18 protein-coding genes are annotated in these 24,588 nt (G+C 68.8%); 7 read left to right on the top strand and 11 right to left on the bottom strand.

Annotated features, from left to right (window positions below):
* Positions 1-1,158: 1,158 nt before the first annotated feature.
* Together Q7W82_RS17095 and Q7W82_RS17090 are read right to left on the bottom strand one after the other, a co-directional pair.
* On the bottom strand, positions 1,159-2,511 hold the full coding sequence (locus tag Q7W82_RS17095) for a serine hydrolase domain-containing protein (protein ID WP_184502665.1): 1,353 nt from the start codon (positions 2,509-2,511) through the stop codon (positions 1,159-1,161).
* A 373-nt stretch (positions 2,512-2,884) separates the two neighbouring features.
* The gene (locus Q7W82_RS17090; protein WP_242159478.1) at positions 2,885-4,483 is read right to left on the bottom strand and encodes a choline dehydrogenase; all 1,599 of its coding nucleotides are present in this window, start codon (positions 4,481-4,483) and stop codon (positions 2,885-2,887) included.
* 209 nt (positions 4,484-4,692) lie between these two features.
* On the opposite strand from Q7W82_RS17090, the gene Q7W82_RS17085 reads away from it, so the two are divergent.
* Entirely contained in the window at positions 4,693-6,039 is a 1,347-nt protein-coding gene (locus tag Q7W82_RS17085) for an MFS transporter (RefSeq protein WP_242159477.1), read from the top strand.
* An 82-nt stretch (positions 6,040-6,121) separates the two neighbouring features.
* On the top strand, positions 6,122-6,475 hold the full coding sequence (locus Q7W82_RS17080) for a DUF1304 domain-containing protein (protein ID WP_160946447.1): 354 nt from the start codon (positions 6,122-6,124) through the stop codon (positions 6,473-6,475).
* A gap of 42 nt (positions 6,476-6,517) precedes the next feature.
* Here Q7W82_RS17080 and Q7W82_RS17075 read toward each other — a convergent pair whose 3' ends face one another.
* From Q7W82_RS17075 to Q7W82_RS17065, 3 genes are all read right to left on the bottom strand, one after another.
* Positions 6,518-6,994, bottom strand: a complete 477-nt coding sequence (locus tag Q7W82_RS17075) for a hotdog fold domain-containing protein (protein ID WP_242159473.1) — start codon at positions 6,992-6,994, stop codon at positions 6,518-6,520.
* A 68-nt stretch (positions 6,995-7,062) separates the two neighbouring features.
* The gene (locus tag Q7W82_RS17070) at positions 7,063-9,549 is read right to left on the bottom strand and encodes an acyl-CoA dehydrogenase (RefSeq protein ID WP_160946445.1); all 2,487 of its coding nucleotides are present in this window, start codon (positions 9,547-9,549) and stop codon (positions 7,063-7,065) included.
* Entirely contained in the window at positions 9,546-10,466 is a 921-nt protein-coding gene (locus tag Q7W82_RS17065; protein ID WP_242159472.1) for an alpha/beta hydrolase, read from the bottom strand. Before Q7W82_RS17065 ends, Q7W82_RS17070 begins: the two co-directional genes overlap by 4 nt.
* A 139-nt stretch (positions 10,467-10,605) precedes the next feature.
* Here Q7W82_RS17065 and Q7W82_RS17060 point away from each other — a divergent pair, with 139 nt between their 5' ends.
* Together Q7W82_RS17060 and Q7W82_RS17055 are read left to right on the top strand one after the other, a co-directional pair.
* The gene (locus tag Q7W82_RS17060; RefSeq protein WP_209029670.1) at positions 10,606-11,217 is read left to right on the top strand and encodes a TetR/AcrR family transcriptional regulator; all 612 of its coding nucleotides are present in this window, start codon (positions 10,606-10,608) and stop codon (positions 11,215-11,217) included.
* Positions 11,217-12,509, top strand: coding sequence for an aspartyl/asparaginyl beta-hydroxylase domain-containing protein (locus tag Q7W82_RS17055; protein WP_242159471.1), 1,293 nt, complete (start codon positions 11,217-11,219; stop codon positions 12,507-12,509). Before Q7W82_RS17060 ends, Q7W82_RS17055 begins: the two co-directional genes overlap by 1 nt.
* A gap of 43 nt (positions 12,510-12,552) precedes the next feature.
* Here Q7W82_RS17055 and Q7W82_RS17050 read toward each other — a convergent pair whose 3' ends face one another.
* From Q7W82_RS17050 to Q7W82_RS17030, 5 genes are all read right to left on the bottom strand, one after another.
* Positions 12,553-13,119 carry a 2OG-Fe(II) oxygenase gene (locus Q7W82_RS17050; protein ID WP_242159470.1) on the bottom strand — a complete coding sequence of 189 codons (567 nt, stop codon included), beginning with the start codon at positions 13,117-13,119 and terminating at the stop codon, positions 12,553-12,555.
* Positions 13,116-14,954: a sulfotransferase family protein gene (locus tag Q7W82_RS17045; RefSeq protein WP_242159469.1), complete on the bottom strand. Its 1,839-nt coding sequence runs from the start codon at positions 14,952-14,954 to the stop codon at positions 13,116-13,118. The genes Q7W82_RS17050 and Q7W82_RS17045 overlap by 4 nt, the downstream gene beginning before the upstream one ends.
* Positions 14,955-15,032: 78 nt before the next feature.
* Positions 15,033-17,918, bottom strand: coding sequence for a TonB-dependent receptor (locus tag Q7W82_RS17040; protein ID WP_242159467.1), 2,886 nt, complete (start codon positions 17,916-17,918; stop codon positions 15,033-15,035).
* 227 nt (positions 17,919-18,145) lie between these two features.
* A complete protein-coding gene (locus tag Q7W82_RS17035; RefSeq protein ID WP_242159466.1) occupies positions 18,146-19,006 on the bottom strand; it encodes a hypothetical protein in 861 nt (286 codons plus the stop codon).
* A 115-nt stretch (positions 19,007-19,121) separates the two neighbouring features.
* Positions 19,122-20,015, bottom strand: a complete 894-nt coding sequence (locus Q7W82_RS17030) for an Hsp33 family molecular chaperone HslO (RefSeq protein WP_160946440.1) — start codon at positions 20,013-20,015, stop codon at positions 19,122-19,124.
* A gap of 81 nt (positions 20,016-20,096) precedes the next feature.
* Between Q7W82_RS17030 and mtgA the strand changes: the two genes are divergently transcribed.
* The 3 genes from mtgA (at position 20,097) to Q7W82_RS17015 (ending at position 22,450) form a co-directional block, all read left to right on the top strand.
* On the top strand, positions 20,097-20,840 hold the full coding sequence (mtgA, locus tag Q7W82_RS17025) for a monofunctional biosynthetic peptidoglycan transglycosylase (RefSeq protein ID WP_242159506.1): 744 nt from the start codon (positions 20,097-20,099) through the stop codon (positions 20,838-20,840).
* A 199-nt stretch (positions 20,841-21,039) separates the two neighbouring features.
* The gene (locus Q7W82_RS17020) at positions 21,040-22,062 is read left to right on the top strand and encodes a glycosyltransferase family 2 protein (RefSeq protein ID WP_242159465.1); all 1,023 of its coding nucleotides are present in this window, start codon (positions 21,040-21,042) and stop codon (positions 22,060-22,062) included.
* Entirely contained in the window at positions 22,022-22,450 is a 429-nt protein-coding gene (locus tag Q7W82_RS17015; protein WP_242159464.1) for a CBS domain-containing protein, read from the top strand. The genes Q7W82_RS17020 and Q7W82_RS17015 overlap by 41 nt, the downstream gene beginning before the upstream one ends.
* Positions 22,451-22,604: 154 nt before the next feature.
* Here Q7W82_RS17015 and Q7W82_RS17010 read toward each other — a convergent pair whose 3' ends face one another.
* A complete protein-coding gene (locus tag Q7W82_RS17010) occupies positions 22,605-24,575 on the bottom strand; it encodes an AsmA family protein (RefSeq protein WP_242159463.1) in 1,971 nt (656 codons plus the stop codon).
* Between the last annotated feature and the right edge of the window lie 13 nt (positions 24,576-24,588).

The raw sequence follows: 24,588 nt of genomic DNA, 5'->3' as shown, positions 1-24,588 counted from the left end.
TCTAGATCCTCGAAGACTGCTCGCTGCGTGCGGCTGGCCAGGTGGCGACGTGGTCATCGTGCCCCTGTGTCTCGCACCGCCGATCAGCGGCCGCCTGCCGCGTCCGCCCGTTCCAACCACCTCGACCGTTCTCCGTGCCCTGATCGCCAGATCGGCAGGTGGGGATCTGCCTGTGGGTCTCGCATGGGGACGCGGCTGCATGTCGGGACGACCGCTGCGCGATCGGGTGCCTGCGACGGCTGCGCATCCATCAGGTCGTCCAGAGTGCGTGTGCCGCCTCGGCGATCACGTGCGCACCGCGCGTGAGCACGCGGGTGCGGCGACGGGCCTGCGCGAAAGCGGCAGGTCAGGCACCACGCGGCGGTGGCGGCAGTGGAGGGGATCGCATTGAATGCACCGACCGACCATGGATCGGCTGGTCGTCGGATCGGGGCCGCTGCGGCTACCGAGGCGCGCCTGACATCCGGCGGCTCAGCCAGGCAGCGTGCACCACGCATGCAGCGCGTCAGCGCGCCTTGCCCGACGGTGGGCAGCACATCGCTGCTTCCGCGCATTGCGTGGATTGCAGTGGATCTCTGAGCACCTGTTTTCGCCACCTTGAGCCGGAGAGGGCTTCCCCTGTTGGAGCAGCGGCTTCAGCCGCGACTGGCGTTCCGGGTAAAGCCCGTCGTGCAAACTACTTCTCGTCGTGGAGAGAGTGGCCAGCAGGCGAGATCTGCGTGTGCGTGCTGCCCAGCGCTCGCGCGGCGGTGCACCACGCCGCCAGCACGCCAGCGGCAGCGTGCGGCGATGCGGGGTGCCTTGCCCATCCGACGTGGTACCGCGGAGGACGCCAAGAGGGCGCGGTGCACGCCCTGCGCGTGATCGTGGAGGTCAGGGCCCGCCATTGCCGTGGCTTTAACCGTGCGCTCCGACCGCCGCTGCCGTCGGGCTGACGCAGTCGCTGGGCGTTCGTCGTGCAAGGTCGTCGGCTGTTGCTTCCGCGCCCGCGCCTTGGCGATGTGGCCCTGCCGCCGCATCGCCACATCACCGCAAGCGGGGCAAGGCTGCGTCTCTGCAACGGAGCAGGGTGTATTGCAACGCAGCGCAGTCAGCGCTGCAGACAGCAGAAAGGCGGCTTGCGCCGCCTTTCTGCGAGGATGCTGCGGGAGGCCGCGCTCAGTGCGGCGAGGCCACCGACTTGGACGAGGACGCGCCCTTCTTGTCCTTCGGGTCCGGGCGCTCGGCCATCAGGTTGTCGCTGCCGAAGTCGGTGTCCACGTCCAGCCAGCGCTGCGCCGGCAGGCCGATCGCGCGGTCGAGGACGGTCGGCAGCAGGCCCGAGGGCAGGCCGCTTTCGCCGTTCCACAGAATTGCCACAGCGAAGTCGCGTTCCGGCACCAGCGCGATCAGGCCGCGGTAGCCCTGCACCGCACCGGCATGGAAGATCACCTGGTGGCCGGAGTAGTCGAACACGCGCCAGCCCAGCGCGTAACTGGCCGAGTTGACGCGTGCGCGGCGCCAGCCCGAGCGCATCTCGCCCGGGGTCAGGATCAGCGGCGCATGCAGGGTCGCCAGCAGCGGCTCCGGCAGCACGTCCGGGCGATGCCCGGTCTGCGCGATCAGCCACTGCGCCATGTCGCTGATGCTGGCGTTGACGCCGGCGGCCGGCGCCAGGCGGTAGTAGGTGGGCTTGGGCGTCAGCGAGACCCAGCCGTTGCGGCTGCGCACGTGCGGGCGCGCCCAGCGCGGGCTGGCCTGGATGCCGGCCAGGCCCATGCTGGCGTCGTTCATGCCCAGCGGCTTGAAGATGCGGCGTTCCACCGACTGCTCGTAGAAGCTGCCGGACGCGGCGAACACCACGTCGCCGATCAGGCTGAAGGCGACGTTCTGGTAGGCGTAGCACTCGCCCGGCGCGCACTTCAGCGGCGCATAGGCCAGCTTGTGGCTGAGCGTGTAGTAATCGAGGTTGGATTCGACGTCGCGGTCGTAGGCGTTGTAGGTGAGGCCGACGCGGTGGCTGAGCAGGTCGGCCACGTTCAACTGGCGCGTGGCCACCGGGTCGCTGAGCTGGAAGCCGGGCACGTAGTCGACCACCTTGCTGTCCCAGCGCAGGGTGCCGTCGGTGACCAGCAGGCCGGCCATGGTGCCGGCGAAGGCCTTGGACAGCGAGGCCAGGCGGAACACGGTGTGCGCATCGACCGGTTCGGGACGGTTGACGTCGGTCACGCCGTAGCCGCGCGCGCTGAGCACCTGGCCGTTGTGCACGATGGCCATCGCCAGGCCGGGCACGCGCTCGCCATAGGTCAATTGTTCGGCGACCGACTCCAGCGCGGCCACGTCGAAGTCCTTGGCCAGCGGCAGTACCTGGCTCTGGGTCAGCGACGCGCGGTAGGGCAGCGGCTGGGTCGGCGAGGTATAGCGGGTGGCTTCGGTGTGCAGCGGCGGCGGCAGCGGTTGGGCGGGCGCCGGCGTCTGTGCGGTGGAGGACATCGCAAAGGGCAACAATGCCCCGAGCAACCCGGTTGCCACCGGTCGAAGGAGCCGGTGCCTGCTGTTCTGTGTCATTGCGCCTGAGGCCTGTGAGGTGCTGCCGGCACCGATTCTAGCGCCGGATTTCTCGAATGCACAAACTGGGAGAAGATGAATAGGCATCGCCTTGATCCTGCTGGGGATTTCCCGCGTCGGACGGGGGTGTGCAGGCCTGCCGGCGGAGCGGTGGCGGGGACTGCGGCGGATGCCCACGGACATGCAATCGTCGTGCCGCGCAAGCCCGCCTTAGCCCCTCTCCCCCGGGAGAGGGGTTGGGGTGAGGGTGCGTCAGCCCGCACCAGCGAAACCGCCCTAGCGCCGATCGGCAATCGCCCCCCACGAAGCAGACCTCCTGCATCGTCCCGCCGCCGTCTCAGCCCTCCCGCAGAACGGCACGCCCACGGATCAGGTCGGCAGCGCGCTCGGCGATCATCATCGTCGGGCCGTTGGTATTGCCGCTGACCAGGCGCGGCATCACTGAGGCATCGACCACGCGCAGGCCGTCGAGACCGCGCAGGCGCAGCTGCGGGTCGACCACCGCCTGCGCGTCGCTGCCCATCCGGCAGGTGCCGATCGGGTGATAGATGGTTTCCGCCTTGGCGCGGATGAAGGCGATCAGCCCGGCTTCGTCCAGGTCCTCGCGCGCCGGCAGCAGCGGCGCGCCGCGCCACGCATCGAACGCCGGCTGCCGCAGGATGTGCCGCGCCAGGTGCGCGCATTCGACCAGCATGCGCAGGTCGAAGCCGTCGGGATCGCTCAGGTAGTTGGCCTGGATCCGGGCGGGCGTGCGCGGGTCGGCGTCGTTGAGCGCGATGCGGCCGCGGCTGCGCGGCTGCAGGTGGCAGGCGTGCAGAGTGAAGCCGTCGCCGGGCAGGCGGTTGCGGCCATGGTCGTCGAGCATGGCCGGCACGAAGTGCAACTGGATGTCGGCGCGCGCGTCCAGCGCCAACGGCGAGCGGATGAAGCCGCCGGCCTCGGCGATGTTGCTGCTGCCGGCGCCACGGTGCCCGCGCAGGAAATAGTCGAAGGCGATCTTGGCCTGGTTGCGGCGGTCGTAGCTGATGCCCGGGCGGGTGCGGTACAGCGTGCAGACGTCCAGATGATCCTGCAGGTTGGCGCCGACCTGCGGCTGGTCCAACTGCACCGTGATGCCGTGGCGGCGCAGCGCGTCGGCCGGGCCGATGCCCGAGAGCATCAGCACCTGCGGCGAGTTCACCGCGCCGGCGCTGAGCAGCACCTCGCGCGCCGCGCGCGCCTGCACCTCGCGGCCGCCCTGGGCATAGGCGACGCCGACCACGCGCCCGCCCTCGATCAACAGGCGCAGCACCAGCGCGTCGGTGACCACCTGCAGGTTCTCCCGCGCGCGCGCCGGCGCCAGGTAGGCGACCGCGGCCGAACAGCGCGCGCCGTCCTTCTGGGTGACCTGGTACAGGCCCACGCCCTGTTGCTGCGGGCCGTTGAAATCGGAGTTGTGCGGGAAGCCCGCCTCCTGCGCCGCGGCCACGAACACGTCCGAGAGCGGGTTGTGGTAGCGCAGGTCGGAGACGTGCAGCGGGCCGTCGCCGCCATGCAGCGCATCGCCGCCGCGGCTGTTGCATTCGCTGCGGCGGAAATAGGGCAGCACGCCGCGCCAGTCCCAGCCATCGGCGCCGTCGGCCGCCCAGTCGTCGTAGTCGGCGGGCACGCCGCGCACGTAGCACATCGCGTTGATCGAACTGGAGCCGCCCAGCACCTTGCCGCGCGGCCACCACAGCCGCCGATCGTTCAAGGCCGGCTCGGCCTCGGTGAGATAGTTCCAGTTGATGCGGCGGTTGTTGGCCAGGCGCGCCAGGCCGGCAGGCATGTGGATGAAGGGATTGCGGTCGCGCGGGCCGGCCTCGATCAGCAGCACCTTGCAGTCGCGGTCCTCGCTCAGGCGGTTGGCGAGCACGCAGCCGGCCGAGCCTGCGCCGATGATGATGTAGTCGTACACCCGCGGTGTCCCCTGAGTTTCTGGCGCCGACGCTAGTCGCCGAGGATAGAGCATATGCTCGGCGTGGATCGCCGCCGGGCGCAGCGCGCGTGGGGCGCGGGTGGCGGAGGGCGCGCACGCTGGCGGTGTTGCGGTGCATCAGCTACCGTGCGCGTTTTCCGCCCCCGAAAATCGCCGATGTCCCGTTCCTGCGCCAGGGTCCGCCGCCGATGAGCGCCACCCCGCATGCTCCCGGCGCGCTGGCGCGGCTGCGCGGCGCCCTGCGCGATTCGCCGCCGCTGGCGTGGGCGTTCCTGTACTTCTTCTCGCTGCTCAGCGGCTACTACGTGCTGCGGCCGGTGCGCGAGGCGATGGGGGCCTCCGCCGACGTGGCCGCGGTGTTCCCGCCGGCGATGATCGCGTTCTTCGCGGCGCACGGCATGCCGCTGAAGGAGTTCGCGCTGCAGGTGCTGTTCACCTGCACCTTCCTGATCATGCTGTTGCTGCAGCCGGTCTACGGTGCGTTGGTCAGCCGCTATCCGCGGCGGGTGTTCCTGCCGGTGGTGTACGGCTTCTTCATCGCCACGTTGCTGCTGTTCTACGTGCTGTTCGACAGTGGCGTGCCCGGGCGCGGCATGGCCTTCTTCCTGTGGATCTCGGTATTCAACCTGTTCGCGGTGGCGGTGTTCTGGAGCTTCATGGCCGATGTCTTCAGCAACGCCGAAGCGCGCGCCTGCTATGGCTACATCGGCGCCGCCGGCACGCTCGGCGCGTTCCTGGGGCCGGTGATCGCCAGCAGCCTGGTCGAGCGCATCGGCATCGCCAACCTGATGCTGGTATCGGCCGGCTTCCTGGTGGTCAGCGTGATCTGCCTGCTGCGCCTGCGGCTGTGGGCGGTCGCCCGCGAACGCGAGCGCGGCGTGGTCGGCGGCGAGGCCCCGATGGGCGGCGACGTGCTGGCCGGGCTGAAGCTGATCGCGCGCGAACCGCTGCTGCGCTGGCTGGCCCTGATGTCGGTGTTCGGCGTTGGCGTGGGCACCCTGCTGTACAACGAACAGGCGGCGATCGTGCGCCGCCTGTACACCGATGCGGCGGCCAGTACCGCCTTCTACGCCAGCATCGACCTGGCGGTGAACGCGCTGACCCTGGTTCTGCAACTGCTGGTCACCCGCGCGCTGCTGTCGCGCTTCGGCATCGGGCCGGCGCTGCTGATCCCCGGCTGCGCGATCCTGATTGGCTATTCGGTGCTGGCAGTCTCACCGCTGCCGATGCTGGTGGCGGTGGTGCAGGTGATGACCCGCGCCGGCGAGTTCTCCCTGGCCAAGCCGGCCCGCGAGACCCTGTACACCCGGGTCGGCCGCGAATGGCGCTACAAGGCCGGCGCGGCGATCGATACGGTGATCTACCGCGGCAGCGACCTCAGCTTCGCCTGGCTGTACAAACTGCTGTCGGGATTCGGCTCGCAGGCGGTGTTCGTCGCGGGCCTGCTGGCCGCCTCCGGCATGACCCTGGGCGCGTGGCGGCTGCTGCGCGAGGCGGCCAAGCTGCCGCCGGAACGCACGCCGCCGACGCGCTGAGCCGGCACCGCGCGGCAGGGGACTGGCCGCCCATCGGGACGCTGGCTATGCTGGCGCCCTGTTTCCTGTGCCGGATAGCACGATGATCCTGTTGGCTTCGATTCTGGTGGGCGCGGTCGCGCTGCTGCACCTGTACATCCTGGTGCTGGAGATGGTCCTGTGGACGCGTCCGCTGGGCATGAAGGTGTTCCGCAACAGCCCGGAGAAGGCGCAGGCCACGCGCGTGCTGGCGGCCAACCAGGGGCTCTACAACGGCTTCCTCGCCGCCGGCCTGGGCTGGGGCCTGGTTGCGCAGCGGGTCGACGTGATGCTGTTCTTCCTCGGCTGCGTGGTCGTGGCCGGCCTGTACGGCGGCTGGAGCGTCAGCCGCCGCATCGTGTTCGTGCAGGCGCTGCCGGCGGCGCTGGCCATCGCCGCGGTGCTGCTGGCCTACTGAGCCGCACACCGCACACCGCACACCGCACACGCGGCGCAGCGATCAGGCCGAGGTCGACGCGCGTGGCGACACCCACATCGCGATGCGTGCGAAGCACACCACCTGTTCGCGTGCGTCGCGGATCTCCACGCTGACCGGCAGGTCGTAGCCGCGCTCGGCGGCGACGATCGCCACGTCCGGCGTGGCCACCGCATGCATCGGGCCGAGCGCCTTGCTGCGGTATTCCACCTGCATGCCCTTGGGGATCCAGCGCATCGACGGCGGCAGGCTGGCGTCGACCATGAGGCCGCCGGCCAGTTCCGCCAGGTTGCACAGCGCGATCGCGTGCACGGTGCCGATGTGGTTGCTGACCCGCCGCCGATGCGCGATGCGCGCCTCGCAGCGGCCCGGCTGCAGGACGGTGATGCGCGGCGCGATGCTGGCGAAGTAGGGTGCCTTGAAGCAGACCGCGCGCGCGAACAGCCAGGAACCGGCTGGCCAGCGTTGCATGCGGCGATAGAGCGAAAGCAGTTGGCTCATGGCTGTCTCCTCAAACGCACGACGGCGGACCGAAGTCCGCCGTCGTGGGAGTCGCATGGCCGGGACGATCAGGCCGCTTCGCGCGAATGCCCGTCGTCGGCCGCCGCAGCGGCGCGCTGGTAATAGCTCGCCGAACGCAGCTCGTCGGTGTCGAAGTCGTCGACGCTGATCGTGTCCATGGTGATCTCGCGCAGTTCCTCCAGCTGACGGCGCTCGTCGGCAGACAGCACGCCTTCGCGCACCGCCTCGTCCAGCTGCGAGGCGAAGTCCAGCGACTCGATGCCCTTGCTCTTGAGCGCCTTCAGGAACTTGCGCTCCACCGGCTCGGCCAGCACCGCCTTGGTCAGGTAGCTGGCGATACGGCCGCCGGGGTTGTTCTCGCACGGGGTCAGGAACACGCCCTGGCCCAGGCGATCGCGGGCTTCGTTCGGGGTCATCAGCAGCGCGGCGACGCGGTGGCCCAGGCGGTCGCCCGGCGCTTCGGCACGGCGGCCCCACGGGAAGATCAGCGCCCACATCAGCCAGCCGACCGGACGGATCGGGAAGTTGCGCAGCGCCGCCGACAGCGCCAGCTCGATCTTGTGCACGCTGTCGTGGAAGGCCCAGGCCAGCAGCGGCTGATCGGTGGCCGGCGCGCCGTCGTCGTGGTAGCGCTTGAGCATGGCGCTGGTCATGTAGATATGGCTCAGCACGTCGCCCAGGCGCCCGGACAGCGACTCCTTGAACTTCAGCTTGCCGCCGAGCATCAGCATCGACACGTCGGCCATCAGCGCCAGGTTCGCCGAATAGCGGTCCAGCTTGCGGAAGTAGCGGCGGGTGTAGGCATCGCCCGGCGCGGCACCGATGCGCGCGGCGGTCAGGCCGAACCACAGCGAACGCACCGCATTGGAGATGGCGAAGCCGATGTGGCCGAACAGGTTGCGGTCGAACTCGTCGACGCCGGCCTTGTGGTCCGGGTTGCCGGCGGCCTTCATTTCCTTCATCACCCACGGATGGCACAGGATCGCGCCCTGGCCGAAGATCAGCAGGCTGCGGGTCATGATGTTGGCGCCTTCCACGGTGATCGCGATCGGCGCAGCCTGCCAGCTGCGGCCGGCGAAGTTGCGCGGGCCGAGGATGATGCCCTTGCCGCCGACCACGTCCATCACGTCGCTGATGACCTCGCGGCTCATCGTGGTGCAGTGGTACTTGGCGATCGCCGACGGCACCGACGGCACGTCGCCGCGGTCCACCGCCGCGGCGGTGGCCTGCGACAGCGCGCTGATCGCATAGGCCTTGCCGCCGATCCGCGCCAGCGCCTCTTCCACGCCTTCGAAGCGGCCGACCGACAGGCCGAACTGCTTGCGGATGCGCGCATACGCACCGGTGACGACCGCGCCGAACTTGGCGCCGCCGCTGGCGGTGGAGGGCAGGGTGATCGAGCGGCCCACGGCCAGGCACTCGTTGAGCATGTTCCAGCCCTTGCCGACCATCTCCACGCCGCCGATCAGCTGGCTCAGCGGGATGAATACCTCGCGGCCGTGGATCGGGCCGTTCTGGAACGGCGAGTTCAGCGGGAAGTGGCGGCGGCCGATCTCGACCCCGGGGGTCTCGCGCGGCAGCAGCGCCAGGGTGATGCCGATGTCCTTGGTGTCGCCGATCAGGCCTTCCGGGTCGTACATGCGGAACGCCAGGCCGACCAGGGTCGCCACCGGGGCCAGGGTGATGTAGCGCTTGTCGAAGGTCAGCTTGACGCCGAGCACGTTGGCGCCGTTCCACTCGCCCTTGCAGACGATGCCGTAGTCGGGGATCGAGGTGGCGTCGGAGCCGGCGAACGGGCCGGTCAGGCCGAAGCAGGGCACTTCCTGGCCCACCGCCAGACGCGGCAGGTAGTAGTCCTTCTGCTCCTTGGAGCCGTAGTGCAGCAGCAGTTCGCCCGGGCCCAGCGAGTTGGGCACGCCGACGGTGGAGCTGACCACGCTGGAGACCGAGGCGATCTTCTGGATCACCTTGTGGTGCGCCAGCGCGGAGAAGCCGAGGCCGCCGTACTCCTTCGGAATGATCATGCCGAAGAACTTGTTCTTCTTGATGAAGCTCCAGATCTCCGGCGGCAGGTCGGCGTGGACGTGGGTGATTTCCCAGTCGTTGGTCATCCGGCACAGCTCTTCGACCGGGCCATCGAGGAAGGCCTGCTCTTCGGCGGTCAGCTGCGGCTTGGGATAGTTCAGCAGCTTCTGCCAATCCGGATCGCCGGTGAACAGTTCGCCTTCGAAACCGACCGAACCGGTTTCCAGGGCGATGCGCTCGGTCTGCGACAGCGGCGGCAGCACCTTGCGGAACACCTTCAGCATCGGTGCGGTGAGCAGCGGCTTGCGCACGAACGGCAACAGCAGCGGCACCGCGATCACCGCCAGCACGACGGCCGCGACGATGGTGGCGACGTGGCTGGCGCCGAGCAGCCAGCACGCGACCAGCAGCGTGGCGCTCAACGCGGCCCAGACGGCGAGCCGCATGCGGTGATAGGCGGCGAACGCGCCGGCCAGCAACAACACGAGGAAGGGGGCAATGATGCTCATGGGCGTGCTCCGGGGAGGTACTCGGTGACGGCGGACGATGCGCCGGCGCAGGCCGGTGGCAGGGCGTCCAGGTAGTGCAACACAGTGGCGGTAAATGCGGCGTTGTCGTCGCCGGCCAGCATATGCGTGGCCTCGGGCAGATGCGCATGCTGCGCATGCGGCACCAGCGACAGGAATTCTTCGATGGTCTGCGGCGTGACCAGGTCGCTGCGGCCGCCGCTGATCAGCAGCAGCGGGCACTGCACGTGCGCGGCGGCCTGCGCGATCGCGCACTGGTGCTGGTCGCTATCGCGCGCCAGCTCTTCGACCAGGCGCGGATCCCAGTGCCAGTACCAGCGGCCGTCGGCGTGCTGGCGCAGCACGCTGCGCAGCGCCTCCGGCGATTTGCGCGCGCGCTGCGGCAGGTAGGCGGCAATGGCGTCGCCAGCGTCGTCCAGGCTGGCGAAGCCCTGCGGATGCGCGGTCATGAAGGCGAGGATGCGCTCGACCCCGGCCGGCTGCCAGCGCGGGGTGATGTCCACCAGCACCATCGCGCGGAACAGGCCGGGCCAGCGCGATTCGGCGATCAGCCCGAACAGCCCGCCCATCGAGGCGGCGACCAGCACCGGCGGCGGCGACATCTCGCCGGCGACCACGATCAGGTCGTCGGTGAACTGCTCGCCGCGATAAGGAAGGTCCGCCGGGTTGCGTGCGGAATCGCCATGGCCGCGCGCATCGTAGGCAACGCTGCGGTAGCCGTGCGCCTGCAGCGCCGCGGCGGTCGCCGCCCAGGCGTGCCGGGTCTGGCCGAAGCCATGCGCGAACAACACCGAACCGGCCTCGCCGGGACCGGTGACGGTCGCGGCCAGCGCCAACTCGCCGGCACCCGAGAGGGTGGCCGAGGCGGCATGCGGGACGGTGGCGGGTGCGGAAACCATACGAGATAGTATGGTCGCCCTGCGCGGCATGTCAATACGATGCAGTATGGGTGCGAAAAGCCAATGCTGCCGGGCATTTGCGCCCGCCCCGCGGAGGCCACATACTGCAACCGACGTCCCCGTATGGTTAAATCCACGGATGAATACCGCGCCCGCTCCTTCCTCCGACGACGGCGCCGCTTCCGGCGGTGGCCGCAACAACCGGCTCAGTGCCGAAGACTGGGCGCAGGCTGCCCTGGACCTGATCGCCGAACAGGGCGTGAGCGCGGTGGCGGTGGAGCCGCTGGCGCGGCGCCTGGGCGTCACCAAGGGCAGCTTCTACTGGCACTTCCCCTCGCGCGATGCGCTGCTGCAGGCCGCGCTGGAACGCTGGGAACTGGTCGAGCAGCAGCAGGTGTTCGGCAGCCTGGAAGAGGTGCCGGATCCGCGTACGCGCCTGCGCGCGCTGTTCCAGTTGGTCGCGCACGAGGTCAAGCCGCATGTCATCTACAGTGAACTGTTGAAGGCGCTCGACCATCCCGCGGTGCGGCCGGTGATCGACCGGGTCTCGCAGCGGCGTATGGAGTATCTGATCGCCTCGTTCCGCCAGGCCGGGCTCAGCCGGACCGACGCGCAACACCGCGCACGGCTGGCCTATGCCGCCTACGTCGGCTTCCTGCAGCTGTCGCTGCAGTTGCACCAGCCCAAGCAGGCGCGCGAGGACTTCGAGGCCTACGTCGAGCACGTCATCGTGACCTTGATTCCCGGCTGATGGCGCACGGTCCGGTTGCTGCCGACGTGCTGGAGGCCGTGCATCGGCACGTGGCCGAGGGCGACTACCGGGCCGCCGATGCGCTGTGCGAGCGGGCCTTGGACACTGCGCCCGCGGATCTGGCGCTGCGCCGTGCGCATGCGCTGCTGCTGATGGACAGCGGCGCGTTCGCGCGTGCCGCCGAGGCCTGGGCGCTGGTGGCGGCGGCCGAACCCAGTGCGGAGGCCTGGAGCCGGAGCGCGATCTGCCTGGCCCGGCTCGGCGAGCATGCGCAGGCCGTGCCCGCGTTCGAGCACGCCTTGCGGCTGGCTGCCGACGCCTTCCTGGTGCGGCTGTGGTATGCCGAAAGCCTGGAGGCGCTCGGGCGCCACGACGATGCGCTGCCGATGTACTTCGCGGCGGTGCGCACGGCGCAGGCCAGGGGACGCTGGCTGGATCAGGCCAGTACCGCGCCCGAGTTGCGGACGCGCGTGGTCGCCGCGATGCAGCGGATCGATCAGGGGCGGCATGCGTTGTTCGTCGCGGCGATCCAGCCGTTGCTCGATCGCTTCGGCGAGACCGCGCTGCGCCGGGTAATGGCGGCATTGCGCATCTATCTCGGGCTGCAGCCGCGCCCGGCGGACGATGGTCAGCACCCGACCTTCCTGTACATCCCGGAGCTGGATCCGTCGCCCTACCTGGGGGCCGCGCGGTTCCCCTGGTACGACCGGCTGCAGGATGCCGCCGCCGGAATCGTCGAGGAGGCGCATCAGGTCCTGGCGTCGCGGCAGTCGGTGCAACCGTTCCTGGATTTCAGCAACGGCACCTCGCCGCAGGACTATCTCGCCGGCCAGCGGGGCGACGGTGCCTGGGATGCGTATTTCTTCTACCGGCACGGGCAGGCCTACCCGGAGAACCAGCAGCGCTGCCCGCGGACGGCGGCCGCGTTGGCGCAGGTGCCGTTGACCCGGATCGATGGGCACGCGCCGGAGGTCTTGTTCTCGATCCTGGCGCCCGGCACCACGATCAAGCCGCATTACGGCGTGACCAACGCGCGCGTCGTGACCCACCTGCCGTTGATCGTGCCGCCGGACTGCGCGCTCGAGGTGGCCGGCATCGCCCATGCCTGGGAGGTCGGACGCCTGGTGACGTTCAACGACACCTGCCTGCACCAGGCCTGGAACCACAGCGATCGGGTGCGGGTGGTGACGATCCTCGACACCTGGCACCCGGATCTGGACGAAGCCGAGACGCTGGCCCTGCGGCAACTGGTGGAGACGATCGGCGCGTTCAACCTGCGCGCCGGCGTGTGAGCCGTGCCTGCCGCGTCGCGTACCGTTTAGTTCGTGGCGACGCTCAGCGCTTGAACATGAGGTAGGTCGACAGGATGTACTTGTCGTTGGACACCGGCGGCTCGCCGACGTGCTGGTACATCCAGTAGGGCGGGAACATCAGCAGCCTGCCTGCGCGGGGCGTGGTTTCCACGTCGAGGTCGCAGAAGCGTGTGGTTCCTCCCTCGCGGACGTCGTTGAGGTACCACAGGAACACCAGGTAGCGTTCCGAGACCGCGTCGACCGCGTCGAAGTGCGGCTGGAAACGATCGGTGCCGCCGACCTGGTACTTCTTCAGGATCAGCCGGTCGATGGTCGGCCGGTACGGGATGGGCAGGGTCAGGCCCAGCTCCTGGTTATAGCGGGCCAGGTAGCGCTCGATCCTGTCCAGGAAGAAGCCCAGGAAGGCCGGATCGGCCAGTTTGCCGATGTCCAGTTCGGTCCAGTTGCTCTCGCCGAGCGCGGCGTGGAGCGTGCTGCCGTTGCGCAGGTGATGCGCCCGGGAGGATTCGAATCCGTCGATCAACTGCTGGCAGAACGGGAGGGGCAGCGCGTCGTCGTAGGTGCGGATGTAGTCGCTCAGCGCTTTCATTGGGCAGCGGTTTCCAGGTCGTAGCCCCAGTGCGCGGCCACCGGCTGCAGGATCGGCAGCGCGCCGGCCAGCCAGGGGGCGTAGGGGTGCCAGCGTCCCACCGCGCGCTGGTTCACCGGCTCCACCACCTGTGCGTAACTGGGAGTGCTGATGTAGCCCTTGCGCGCGGCATGCTGCGCGAAATCGGCCAGGAAGCCGGCCTGGTCGATGCCCAGGAAATCGCCGATGCGTTGCACTTGCGCAGGGAAATCGGTCACCGTTTCCTCGTACTTGAGGACCAGCAGCTGCGGCTGCAGCAGCGCCTGATGGTGGATCCAGAAGCGCATTGCGTTCACGTAGCTCTTGGCCAGGCGCTCGAGCGTGGAGCACAGCACCATGAAGGCGGGCGAGCGGAAGTTCTGCATGTAGCAGCTCAACAGCACGTCGCAGGGATGGCGCAGGGCGAGAATGATCTTCGCGGTAGGGAACATGCGCAGGATGACCGGTAGGCGCAACATGTTCAGCGGATTCTTGTCGACCAGTTGCTGGCCTGGGGCCAGGACCACGACCTTGGCGACTTCCGCCCAGTACACCTGGCGCATTGCCTCGACCTGGGTGTGGTCCAAGGCATCCAGGTCGTACGGATAGCGCTTGCCCTGCGCTTCCATCCATTCGATGCAGCGCTGCAGGATCGCGCGCTCGTCCATCGACGCGTAGCGCGGATGCGCATCGAGCATCTGTTCCAGCATGGTGGTGCCCGAGCGGGGGAAGCCGACGATGAACACCGGCGAGGCGTCGCTGTGCGGTGCCGTGTCATGCGTGTCGGTCGCGAACGGGGTCTGCAGCCACTGGCTGGAGATCTGCAGCGGTTCTTCGCCGGAGTGGGCGATGTCCGGCACGGTCTCTGCGGCGAGCTTGAACTGGAGCGCATGCGCCTTCTCCAGCATGGCCATCGCCGCGGCGGGTTCGCCCTGCTTGTCGTCGATGCCGGCCAGCGCAAAGTACGCATTGGCCTCGATCTGCACCTGCGGCCGCAGGTCTAGCAATTCGACATTGGCGCCGCGTGCAGCGGCGTAGTCCTTGCGGCGCAGCGCCAGCGCCGCCTGCAGTTGCAGCAGGTCGATGCGGGTCTGCCGGTCGTCCTGCACGGCGATGGCGCTCGCCTGCTGCCACAGCGCCTCGGCCTCGGGGATGCGATTGGTGCGTTCGTGCAGTTGCGCCAGGCGGATCAGGTTGGAGAGCGACGGCGCCTGGCCGTGCGGCGTCTGTGACAGCAGTGCCTCGGCTTCGTCGGTTCTGCCGACCTGGATCAGTGCACCGGCCAGGTCCTCGCGCAGGTCGTCGGGCAGGTGTGGCCACAGCGCTGGTGGCGGGAGCAGGGCGGCGGCGCGTTGCGCGTCGCCGCATTCGAAGCAGGCGATGGCGGCGTGGATGCGTGCTTCCGGTTGCGCCGGATCCAGATCGACCGCATCCAGCAGGCGGTGCCGTGCACGCGCGATGTCGCCCATGTCCAGCAACAGCAGGCCGTGGTCGACCAGGTAGTGATAGGTCTGCGGCGCCAGCGCAAGCGCCTGGCGGTAGGCCTGGTCGGCGTTGGCATGCTCGCCAAGGGTGCGCAGCGCCATGCCGAGATTGGCCCAGTGCGCCGACTCGTGCGGCTGCAGACGGGTCAGGGTGCCGTAGTGCGTGGCGGCTCCGGCCATGTCGCCGCTCTGTTGGAGCGCCATTGCCAGCAGCGTGAGCCAGCCGGCGTCGTGCGGCATTGTGGCCAGCGCTTGCCGGCACAGGTCTGCTGCGATGTCGGCCCGGCCTTGTTCGATGAGATGGATCGCGTGTTGCAGCTGTGGTGCGTTCATTCCGGTCTGCCAAAAAAGAGGGCCGCGCGAATGCGTCGCGCGGCCCTCGTCGTCACGTCAGGAGCGGACTGAGCGAACTCAGAAGCTCATGCTGTAGCGAGCCCACAGGTAGCGGCCAACGGTGTCGAAGCTGTTCACGTCCGTGTTGGCGTTCAGCACGTTGTTCTGATACAGCATGGGCGGCTGCTTGTCGAACACGTTGTCCAGGCCCACTTCCACCTTCGAATTGAACCACGGCAGCGCGTAGTTCACGCTGACGCTGTGCAGGAAGTAGGAACCGTAGGGGACCACCACGTTCGGATAGCCGGCGTCGGCGCTGCGGTTCTGCGCCGGATCGGCGCTGCCGACGTCGAACGGACCGACGTAGCGGATGCGCCAGCTGGCGCCGAGGTCGCCCTTCTGCCAGTTCACGAACAGGCGGCCGCGGACACGCGAGTACAGGCCGTAGCTCTTGTTGTACGTGCCAGCCACGTGGGTGACCACGCCCGCCGGATCGTCCGGGTTGGTCTTGTTGTCGTAGCGCGCGATGTAGGTGCCGTCCAGGCCGAAGGTGTAGCTACCCCAGGCGGTGTCGGGCAGGCGATAGCGCAGCGCCAGGTCCCAGCCCTTGGTGTCCAGGCGACCCAGGTTGACGATCGGCTCGCGGATGAAGTTCACCTGGCCGTCGGTATAGCGGTTGATGAAGCCGCAGAACGGGCTGTTGTTGTCGCTGTAGCAGATGTCGGCCACGGTCTGCGCATCGGCGCGGTTGATCGTGTCGTTCAGGTACAGGCGCCAGTAGTCCAGGCTGGCCGAGAAGCCCGGCAGCCATTCCGGGTCATAGACCACGCCCCAGTCGAACGACTTGCCCTGTTCCGGCTTCAGGTCGAAGCCCGCAGCGACCGAACCCGACCACACGCCGGTGGTCTGCGACATGCCGCTCGGGGTGATGCCGGTGGCGCCCGGAATGGCGGTTGCGCCGGCGCCGGCGCCGCACGCCGCTTCATGGTCGCGCGGGGTGCCGGTGCGGCCGTAACCGATGCAGGGATCGGCGAAGTTCGGCGCATCGCCGCTGGCGCCGGAGTACAGGTTCTCGATCGTCGGAGCGCGGAACACCTCGGCGACCGTGCCGCGCAGCAGCAGGTTCTGGATCGGACGCCATTCCAGCTGGACCTTGCTGTTGGTGGTGTTGCCGAAGGTGTTGTAGTCCGAATAGCGCGAGCCCAGGGTCAGCGCCAGCAGGTGCGCGAACGGGACCTCGGACAGCAGCGGGACGTACAGTTCGGCGTACAGCTCCTTCACGTTGTACTTGCCGCTCAGCGGGGTGCCGCAGGCTTCCTGCGAGATGAAGCAATTGCCGTTGGCGTTGGCGATGGCGATGTAGTCGACCGCGTTCTTCTGGTACTCCTCGCGCCAGGACACGCCCACCGCCAGCTGCGAAGCGCCGGCCGGCAGCGTGAACAGCTCGCCGTTGGCGTTGGCTTCGAAGCTGCGCATCTGGTAGGTGTTGGAGTAGGTCGGACGCGCTTCGTACTTGCCGAGCGTCGCGATCGTCTGCGGGTCGTTGATGTTGAAGATGTTCAACGGGGTGCAGCCGGCGATCACCGCACCGGCGCTGCCGCACTTGATCACGCCGTCGGTGTCGCGGAACGACGGGCCCAGCGCATCGCGCAGGCCGGCGTAATACACGTAGCCGTAGCTGGTGTTCTCGCGGGTGTAGTGGCCGTAGTTCATGGCCGCGTCCCACTTCCAGGTGCTTTCGCCGACGAAGCCTTCCAGGCCCGCCACGACCTGGTCGGTCACGGTGCTGTAGTAGGAACGGCGCTGGCCCAGCGAGGTGAAGCGGGTCAGCAACTGGTTGTACTGGTTGCCGGCTTCATCGGCGCCGAAGTTGGTGCCGAACGGGTTGTAGAAGTTGTTGGCGGAGATCACCACCTTGTCGCCACGGGCATCGAACGGCAGCGGCGCGATCGCGAAGTTGGAGCTGGTCTTGTTGTGGTAGACCTGGGCGAAGGCGTTGATGCTGTCGGTGATCTGATAGTTGGCCAGGAAGAACGCGTTGGTGCGCTCCTGCGGCGTCATGATCAGGTTGGTGGCCTGGTAGTTGAAGGAGTCGGTCGCGCCGGAGTAGCAGCGATAATCGCCCTGCGAGGCGCCGGTCGCGCCGGGCTTCAGGGTGACGGTGGAGCAGCCGCCGTACTGGGGACGCAGGGCGGTCGGCACGGTGATGCGGCCGCGCGGGTTGCGGCTGGAGCCGAGCACGGTGACCGCGCCGCTGTACAGGTAGGTCGCGTCCTTGGAGTACTTGCGGTCGGCGGAGGAGATGCCATCGAATTTGTTGTAGTTCAGGCCGACCATGATGTTGCCGCGATCGCCGACCTGACCGAAGGTCAGCGAGCCGCCGCTACGCGCGCCGTCGCTCAGGTGGGTCGCCTGACCGTAGTCGACGCTGACCGCCAGGCCTTCGAAGTCCTTGCGCAGGATGAAGTTGACCACGCCGGCCACGGCGTCGGAGCCGTACACGGCCGAGGCGCCGCTGGTCAGCACTTCGATGCGCTCCACGGCGCTGGCGGGGATCGAGTTGACGTCGTTGTTGACGACGCGCCGGCCGTTGACCAGCAGCAGGGTGCGCTCGTCGCCGAGGCCACGCAGGTCGACCGAGGACTTGCCGTCGCCACCGCCGTTGTTGACCGCCGGGGTGGAGGGGGCGCCGGACATCGCCGGCAGTTCCTGCACCAGGTCGCCGAGGGTCAGCTTGCCGGTCTGCTCGATCGCGGCGCGATCGATCACCACCACCGGGCTGGCGGTCTCGGTTTCGACGCGGGCCACGCGCGAGCCGGTGACCTGGATGGTGTCCAGGGTCTTGGACGCATCGTTGGACGCGGTGTCCTGGGCCGCGGCAGCGCCGGTGCTGAGCAACGCGGTGGTGCCGGCAGCGAGTGCGAACGCGATCGCGTCGCGCAAGCGATGGGTCTTGCAATTCATTGGCTCTCTCTCCGAAAGGTGTATGTCAGCTGAGTTCTCCTGCGGAGGCGCCGAAAATGCGATGCCAAAAACCGCGGGGTGAGCCGATGTTAACTTTGTCTTCAGAGAAATTAAAGAGTCGTTAATGAGGGTGCAATTTAAGTGATGTGCATCACGTAAACTCAGGCAACAAAAAAGCCTCCGCGAGGAGGCTTTTTCTTCGCGGAACAACGTGTTGCGACCGTTCGCTAGAGGTCCTGCTCGTAGCGCACATAGGGGATGGTCCCCTCTTCGGTGCTGATGTTGTTCGGCGAGAACGGGTTCTTGCCGCGGGTGATGACGTTCTCGGCGCCGACGGTCAGCTGGCCGCTCCACGGGGTGCGCCAGGTCAGGCCCACGCCCAGGCCGGTCCACTTGCCCGGCTGGCCGGGGGCGTCGACCACGCGGCCGATGACGTTGGCGCTGAACGAGCCGTAGCCGCCGCCGATGCTCAGGCTCTTGCTGTCCCAGCGGTCGAGCATGGCCGGGGTGGCGTCGGCGATCGGCACCAGGCGCGCCTTGGCGTAGGTGCCGCCGATCGAGACGAAGCCCTCGCGGCCGATGTTCTGCTGCGCGAAGACGGTCAGATCGTTCTGCTCCATCCGCATCGACGGCGTCTTGTTGGCGCCGGCCAGCCAGGCGGGGAGGTTCTCGCGGCCGGTACCGGCCGACAGCGACAGACGCCCGCCGGGGCGGTTGAAGGTGGTGGTGGCGGCGACATGGTGGCCGCTGGTGCCGTCGTCGTCGCCCAGGCTGGCCAGCATGCAGTGGCTCGCCAGCCCGCTGATGCTGCTGCCGCTGGCGCTGTTGCACAACAGGCCCAGCGAGTCGCCGGAGGACAGGCCGAACGCGGCATCCAGGGAGTTGCGGCCGAAGTGCCAGCGCGCGCCGACCGCCTGTTCGCCGGTGGGCTCCAGGTACAGCAGCGCCTCGACCTTGCCGCTGCCTTTGTTCCAGACCGGCAGCACGGTGCGGTCCTGGCCGTTGGCGGGCTTGCTCTGCGCGTGCGCGCCCGTGCTCGCCGCGAGGGCGATCAGCAGGGCGAGCGGTAGGCGCAGGAAGGGTCGCATCAGCAGTCTGAGACTTGGGGCGGGCACGAAAGTTCCCGCCGGACAGGGTGGTTGATGCTAGTGGGTTTATGTTTCTTTAACAAGTCGGACTCCCCGGTCGCGACGCGCATTTCCGCTAGTGCAAGCGCTCCGAGGACGTCGGTTCAGCCTGCGTTACGGCAAACAATACTCCGAATTCCGTCAAGGGGAAGTCATAGTGCCGGCCGCAGAATTCGCAGCGGATCTCAACTTGGCCGGTGGCCTCGGCCGCGGCCCGGGCTTCCTCCTCTCCGAGGGAGCGCAGCATCGCGGCCACCCGTTCGCGCGAGCAGGAGCAGCCGAAGCGCAGCGGACGGTCGCCGAGCAGTTCCGGGGTCTCCTCATGGAACAGCCGGTGCAGCAGGGTCTCGGCCGGCGTCGCCAGCAGTTCGGCCTCGCCGACGGTCTCGAACAGCGCACCGGCGCGGTTCCAGCCGTCCTCGTCGCCGGCGTCGCCGGGCAGCTTCTGCAGCAGCAGGCCGGCGGCGTGGCTGCCGTCGGCGGCCAGGATCAGCCGCGTCGGCAACTGTTCGGACTGGCGGAAGTAGTCCTCGAAGGCTTCGTCCAGCTCGGCCGAGGACATCGCCACCAGGCTCTGGTAGCGCTGCGGTTCGCGCGGGTCCAGGCCGGGGTTCTCGATGGTGATCGCCAGCAGGGCGTCGTCGCCGAGCGCGCGCAGGTCGCGCGGCGCGTCCTGGCCTTCGCTCAACTGGACGATGCCGCGCAGCGTGCCGGCCGCGGTACACTCGGCGAACAGGGTGCGCAGCGCGCCCTGGCTGCGCAACTGCACCGACAGGCGACCGTCGACCTTGGTGTGGCCGGTGAACAGGGCTGCGGCGACGCAGGCCTCGCCCAGCAGTTCGGTGGCCGCGGCGGGGTAGCTGGCCGGCGCCAGGATCTCGCGCCAGGTGTCGTGCAGGCGCACGTGCACACCGCGCACACCGGCGCCGGGCAGCAGGAAGCGGGTCAGACGATCGTCGGAAGAATGCATTGCGGCCTCGCTGCGCATGGGAAGATGGCGACCGCACGAGAGTGGATCGTCACGGTGGACCAGATCGAAGAGAGCATAGGAATGGGGGCGGCGCGCCGCGATGCAAGTGGCGCTGCGCCGGCGCGTCCGCGGGCCAGGCGCTGGCGGCGCTGGCTGCTGCTGGCGCCGTTGGTCTTCGTGCTGGCGAGCGTGTCGCAGGTGCTGCTGCTGCGCTTCGTCGACCCGCCGTTCTCGGCGATGATGCTGGAGCGCCAGCTCGGCGCCTGGGCCGGCGGCGACTGGTCGTACCGCATCGCCTACGACTGGCGCGATACCGCGCAGATCGCGCCGAGCCTGCCGATCTCGCTGGTCGCCGCGGAGGACCAGCGCTTTCCCAGCCACCATGGCTTCGACCTGGACGCGATCGAGAAGGCGCGCGACCACAACGCGCGTGGCGGCCGCCTGCGCGGCGCCAGCACGATCAGCCAGCAGGTCGCCAAGAACCTGTTCCTGTGGCAGGGCCGGAGTTGGCTGCGTAAGGGGCTGGAGGCCTGGTACACGGTGCTGATCGAGGCGCTGTGGTCGAAGCAGCGCATTCTCGAGGTGTACGCCAACGTGGCCGAGTTCGGCAACGGCGTGTACGGCGCGCAGGCGGCGGCGCGCAGCTTCTGGAACAAGGACGCGGCGCAGCTGACCCCGGCGCAGAGTGCGCTGCTGGCGGCGGTGCTGCCGGCGCCGCAGCGCTACAACGCCACGCGCCCCGGCCTCTATGTGCAGGGGCGGGCCAACTGGATCCAGCGCCAGACCCGGCAACTGGGCGGCCCGGCCTACCTGCAGGCGCCGTAGGCCTGAAGCCCTCTCCCCTCGGGAGAGGGGTTGGGGTGAGGGTGCGGCCGCACGTGCGCATTGGGGTTCGGCGGCAGGCGGACCCTCATCCGCCCCTTCGGGGCACCTTCTCCCAGTGGGAGAAGGGAAGAGCTCCCGCTTTTGCCGAGCGAAGCGCCCGCCGCTGGTGAACGCGCAGGCCGCTCCGTACCATCCGCCGATGGAATCCGAACGCCTCACCGTCGTCGTCACTGCGTTCAACGAGGCGCAGACCCTGCCGCTGTTGCACCCCCGCATCCTTGCCGCGCTCGACGCCGTGCCTGGGCTGGAGGGGCGCGTGCTGTACGTGGACGACGGCAGCCGTGACGCCACCTGGGACACGATCCAGGCCCTGGCCGCGTCCGATCCGCGGGTCGGCGCGCTGCGCCTGTCGCGCAACTTCGGCAAGGAACTGGCGCTGACTGCGGGCCTGGACTGTGTCGAGCGCGGCGCGGCGATGCTGCTAGATGCCGATGGGCAGGATCCGCCGGAACTGATCGGGCAGTTCGTGGCGCATTGGCGCGCCGGCTACGACGACATCTACGGCACGCGCCTGGTGCGCGAAGGCGAGGGCTGGCTCAAGCGCGGCACCGCGGCGCTGTTCTACCGGGTGATCGGGCGCCTGTCGAAGACGCCGATCCCCGCCGATACCGGCGATTTCCGCCTGCTGTCGCCGCGCGCGCTGGCCGCGCTGCGGCAGTTGCGCGAGCGCCACCGCTTCATGAAGGGGCTGTTCGGCTGGATCGGCTTCCGCCGCCTGGCGGTGCCGTACCGGCGCGCGCCGCGGCTGGCCGGGCGCAGCAAGTTCAGTCTGTGGCGGCTGTGGAATTTCGCCCTGGACGGCATCACCGGGTTCTCCACCGCGCCGTTGCGGGTGGCGACCTACCTGGGGCTGGCGACGGCGGTCGGTGCCTTCCTGTTCGCGATCTGGGTGGTGGTCAAGGCGGCGCTGTGGGGCGATCCGGTGGCCGGCTGGCCGACGATGATGGCGGTCATCCTGTTCCTGGGCGGCGTGCAGCTGATCGCGCTGGGCCTGATCGGCGAATACCTGGGTCGGCTGTACGAGGAATCCAAGCAACGTCCGCTGTACCTGGTGGAGACCTGGCGTGCACCGGGCGAAGGAGTATGCTCGGCCGTGCGATCCAGCGAACCGGGAGGCAGCGATGCGCACGGTACGGCAGGTCTTGAGCGAAAAGGGCAATGAGATCCACGCGGTCGCGCCGGACACGGCGGTGATCGAGGCGCTGCGGCTGATGGCCGCCAAGGGCATCGGCGCGGTGCTGGTGCTGCAGGACGGACAGCTGTCCGGCATCCTGTCCGAGCGCGACTACGCGCGCAAGGTGGTGCTGCAGGACCGCTCCTCGGCGACCACGCCGGTGCGCGACATCATGAGCAGCAAGGTGCACACCGTGGATTCCGCACAGAGCGTGCAGCAGTGCATGGAACTGATGACCGGGCACCGCATCCGCCACCTGCCGGTGGTGGACGCCGGCCGCGTGATCGGCGTGATCTCGATCGGCGACCTGGTCAAGGCGGTGATCGAGGAGCAGCGCCAGGAGCTGGATCAGTTGCAGGAGTACATCAGGAGCTGAGGGACTGGGAATCGGGAGTTGGGAATCGGGAACAGGAAATCAAAAGCGCCGATCTCCTTAATCCACCTTGAGATATCGGTGGCCCGACAAGATGGATGCGCGGAATCCGCTTTTGATCCTGCGACTCCCTATTCCCGATTCCCCATTCCCGGCTTCAATGCCCGCACTGAATATCCTTGCCCGGCCCGGTCTCGATGGTGGCCAGCAGCGCGGCGGGCGGGGCGATGCTGCCCAGGGCGACGGCGATCGCGCCGCGGACGCCCAGGGCCTTGAAGTCGGGGCGGAAGCTGGGGTCCTTGAAGGTGCCGCCGACGCGCAGCGGCGAGCGCAGGGCGAGGATGCTGTGGTCCTTCGGTTGCGCCTTCAGCAGCAGGTCCAGGCGTTCCTGGCTCAGGTCGATGGTGCCGCTGCCGACCAGCAGGGTGTCGGTGCTGTCGAAGGCCAGGCCGCGCGAGGTCATCAATCCGTGCTGGACGCCGAAGTCGCCGAACGCGCAGCGCACCGGGATCTCGCGGTCCTTGGTCACCAGGTACTTCAGCGATTCGGCGATATCCAGGCCGGCCAGTTCCATCACCAGGTTGCTGATGCGGCCCTTGCCCATGCCGACGGCGACGTTGCCGTCGGCGCTGCCGAGCATCTGCGCGATCGAGTTGCCGCTGCCGGCCAGCGCGATCTCGCCGCCGATCGCGCCGGCCGCTTCCTTGGCCAGTTTGCCGTCGGGGAACAGCTTGCCCAACTGCACGCCGCGGATCGACACCTGCGCGCGGGTGAACAGCGTGGGTTTGCGCGCATCCATGCGGATGTCCGAGCGCAGGTCGCCGCCGGCCACGCCGAAGTTCAGCGGTTGCAGCAAGAGCACGCCATCATCGAGCTTCAGGTGCGCGTCCATGTCGTCCAGCGGCAGCGACGGCGCATTGATGCGCTGCGCCTTCCAGCGCACGTCGGCATCCATCGCGCGCAGCTTGCCGAGGTCGTACGGCGTGGACGGCAGCACCTTGTCGGTGGCGGCAAGCTTGGCTGCTTGCGCCTTCTGCTCGGCGTTGGCGGTCTCGCCGGCGCCGGTGCGCGGCGGCGCGCCGACGAAGCCGGCCAGATCGTCGAAATCCAGCCGCTGCGAACGCAGGTCGGCGCGCAGGAACGGGCGTTGCCCGGCGGTGTCGATCTGCACCGTGCCGGCCAGGTCGCTGTCACCGGCGCGGCCGCGGAAGTCCTGGTAGCGCCAGCGCTCGCCGTCGCGCTGCAGGCGCCCGTCGAGTTGGTAGGGCGGCGTGGAGGGAATGGCGATGCCCAGCAGCGGATACAGGTGGGCCATGTCGGTGCCGGCCAGTTGCAGTTGCAGGTCGAACACACGCAACTGGAACGGATTGGTCAGCGTGCCGCGCATGTGCGCGCGGGTGCTGCCGGCGCTGCCGCGCAGGTCGACGCGGAACGGATGGTCGCTCTCGCTCAGTTCCAGCGGCGAGGCGGTATTGCCTTTCAGGGTGAAGGGATTGCCGCGCCAGCGGCCGTCGCCGCTGACCGCGATCGGTGGTGCGGCATCGCCACGGCGGCGCTGCCCGACCTGGCTGTCGACGGCGATATCGATCTCGGTGCGCCCGACCGGATCCTGGAAACGAAGATGTCCCCGCTGCACCAGCAAGGCGCCCAGGACCACCGGCCTGCCGCCGTCGTCGGACTGGCCGAATGCCCAGTTGCCGGGCTGTCCGGCCGGGCCGGTCTCCAGCAGCAAATCGGGCTTGGTCAGGCGGATCTCGGGAATGCGCACGCGGCCGCGCAGCAGCGGCCACAGCGCGATATCCAGTTCGGCGCGGTCGGCGCTGGCCATCTGCGGCTGCTTCGACCAGTCCGCATTGGCGAAGCGCAGGCGATCGCCGCGCACGGTGATGATGCGGCCCAGGTCCACGTCGAGGTTGCCGTCGATATGGAAGGCGCGGCCGGTGCGTGCCTGCACCGCGCGTTCCACCGGCGCCTTGAACCAGTTCCAGTCGAAGATCAGGATGATGACGAGCAGGAGCAGCACCAGCGCGCCGAGCACGAACGGCCAACGCCGCAGGCGGCCGTCGTTACGCCGCCAGGGCCAGGAGCGGCGACGTGCGCCGGATGCGGAAGCAGGGTCGGGTGCCATGCGGCCATCCTAG

Source organism: Xanthomonas indica (genome assembly GCF_040529045.1).
In the GTDB taxonomy this organism is placed as follows: Bacteria; Pseudomonadota; Gammaproteobacteria; order Xanthomonadales; family Xanthomonadaceae; genus Xanthomonas_A; species Xanthomonas_A indica.
This window is presented reverse-complemented; position numbering and strand designations above follow the sequence as displayed.

What these genes read in the sequence shown, in the direction of transcription:
- Q7W82_RS17085 (WP_242159477.1), top strand. Translation starts at nt 4,693, where the DNA reads ATGAGCGCCACCCCGCATGCTCCCGGCGCGCTGGCGCGGCTGCGCGGC.
- Q7W82_RS17080 (WP_160946447.1), top strand. Translation starts at nt 6,122, where the DNA reads ATGATCCTGTTGGCTTCGATTCTGGTGGGCGCGGTCGCGCTGCTGCAC.
- Q7W82_RS17020 (WP_242159465.1), top strand. Translation starts at nt 21,040, where the DNA reads ATGGAATCCGAACGCCTCACCGTCGTCGTCACTGCGTTCAACGAGGCG.
- Q7W82_RS17050 (WP_242159470.1), bottom strand. Translation starts at nt 13,119, where the DNA reads ATGAAAGCGCTGAGCGACTACATCCGCACCTACGACGACGCGCTGCCC.
- Q7W82_RS17030 (WP_160946440.1), bottom strand. Translation starts at nt 20,015, where the DNA reads ATGCATTCTTCCGACGATCGTCTGACCCGCTTCCTGCTGCCCGGCGCC.
- Q7W82_RS17065 (WP_242159472.1), bottom strand. Translation starts at nt 10,466, where the DNA reads ATGGTTTCCGCACCCGCCACCGTCCCGCATGCCGCCTCGGCCACCCTC.
- Q7W82_RS17070 (WP_160946445.1), bottom strand. Translation starts at nt 9,549, where the DNA reads ATGAGCATCATTGCCCCCTTCCTCGTGTTGTTGCTGGCCGGCGCGTTC.
- Q7W82_RS17045 (WP_242159469.1), bottom strand. Translation starts at nt 14,954, where the DNA reads ATGAACGCACCACAGCTGCAACACGCGATCCATCTCATCGAACAAGGC.
- Q7W82_RS17055 (WP_242159471.1), top strand. Translation starts at nt 11,217, where the DNA reads ATGGCGCACGGTCCGGTTGCTGCCGACGTGCTGGAGGCCGTGCATCGG.
- Q7W82_RS17035 (WP_242159466.1), bottom strand. Translation starts at nt 19,006, where the DNA reads ATGCGACCCTTCCTGCGCCTACCGCTCGCCCTGCTGATCGCCCTCGCG.
- Q7W82_RS17040 (WP_242159467.1), bottom strand. Translation starts at nt 17,918, where the DNA reads ATGAATTGCAAGACCCATCGCTTGCGCGACGCGATCGCGTTCGCACTC.
- Q7W82_RS17075 (WP_242159473.1), bottom strand. Translation starts at nt 6,994, where the DNA reads ATGAGCCAACTGCTTTCGCTCTATCGCCGCATGCAACGCTGGCCAGCC.
- Q7W82_RS17010 (WP_242159463.1), bottom strand. Translation starts at nt 24,575, where the DNA reads ATGGCACCCGACCCTGCTTCCGCATCCGGCGCACGTCGCCGCTCCTGG.
- Q7W82_RS17015 (WP_242159464.1), top strand. Translation starts at nt 22,022, where the DNA reads ATGCGCACGGTACGGCAGGTCTTGAGCGAAAAGGGCAATGAGATCCAC.
- Q7W82_RS17060 (WP_209029670.1), top strand. Translation starts at nt 10,606, where the DNA reads ATGAATACCGCGCCCGCTCCTTCCTCCGACGACGGCGCCGCTTCCGGC.
- mtgA (WP_242159506.1), top strand. Translation starts at nt 20,097, where the DNA reads ATGGGGGCGGCGCGCCGCGATGCAAGTGGCGCTGCGCCGGCGCGTCCG.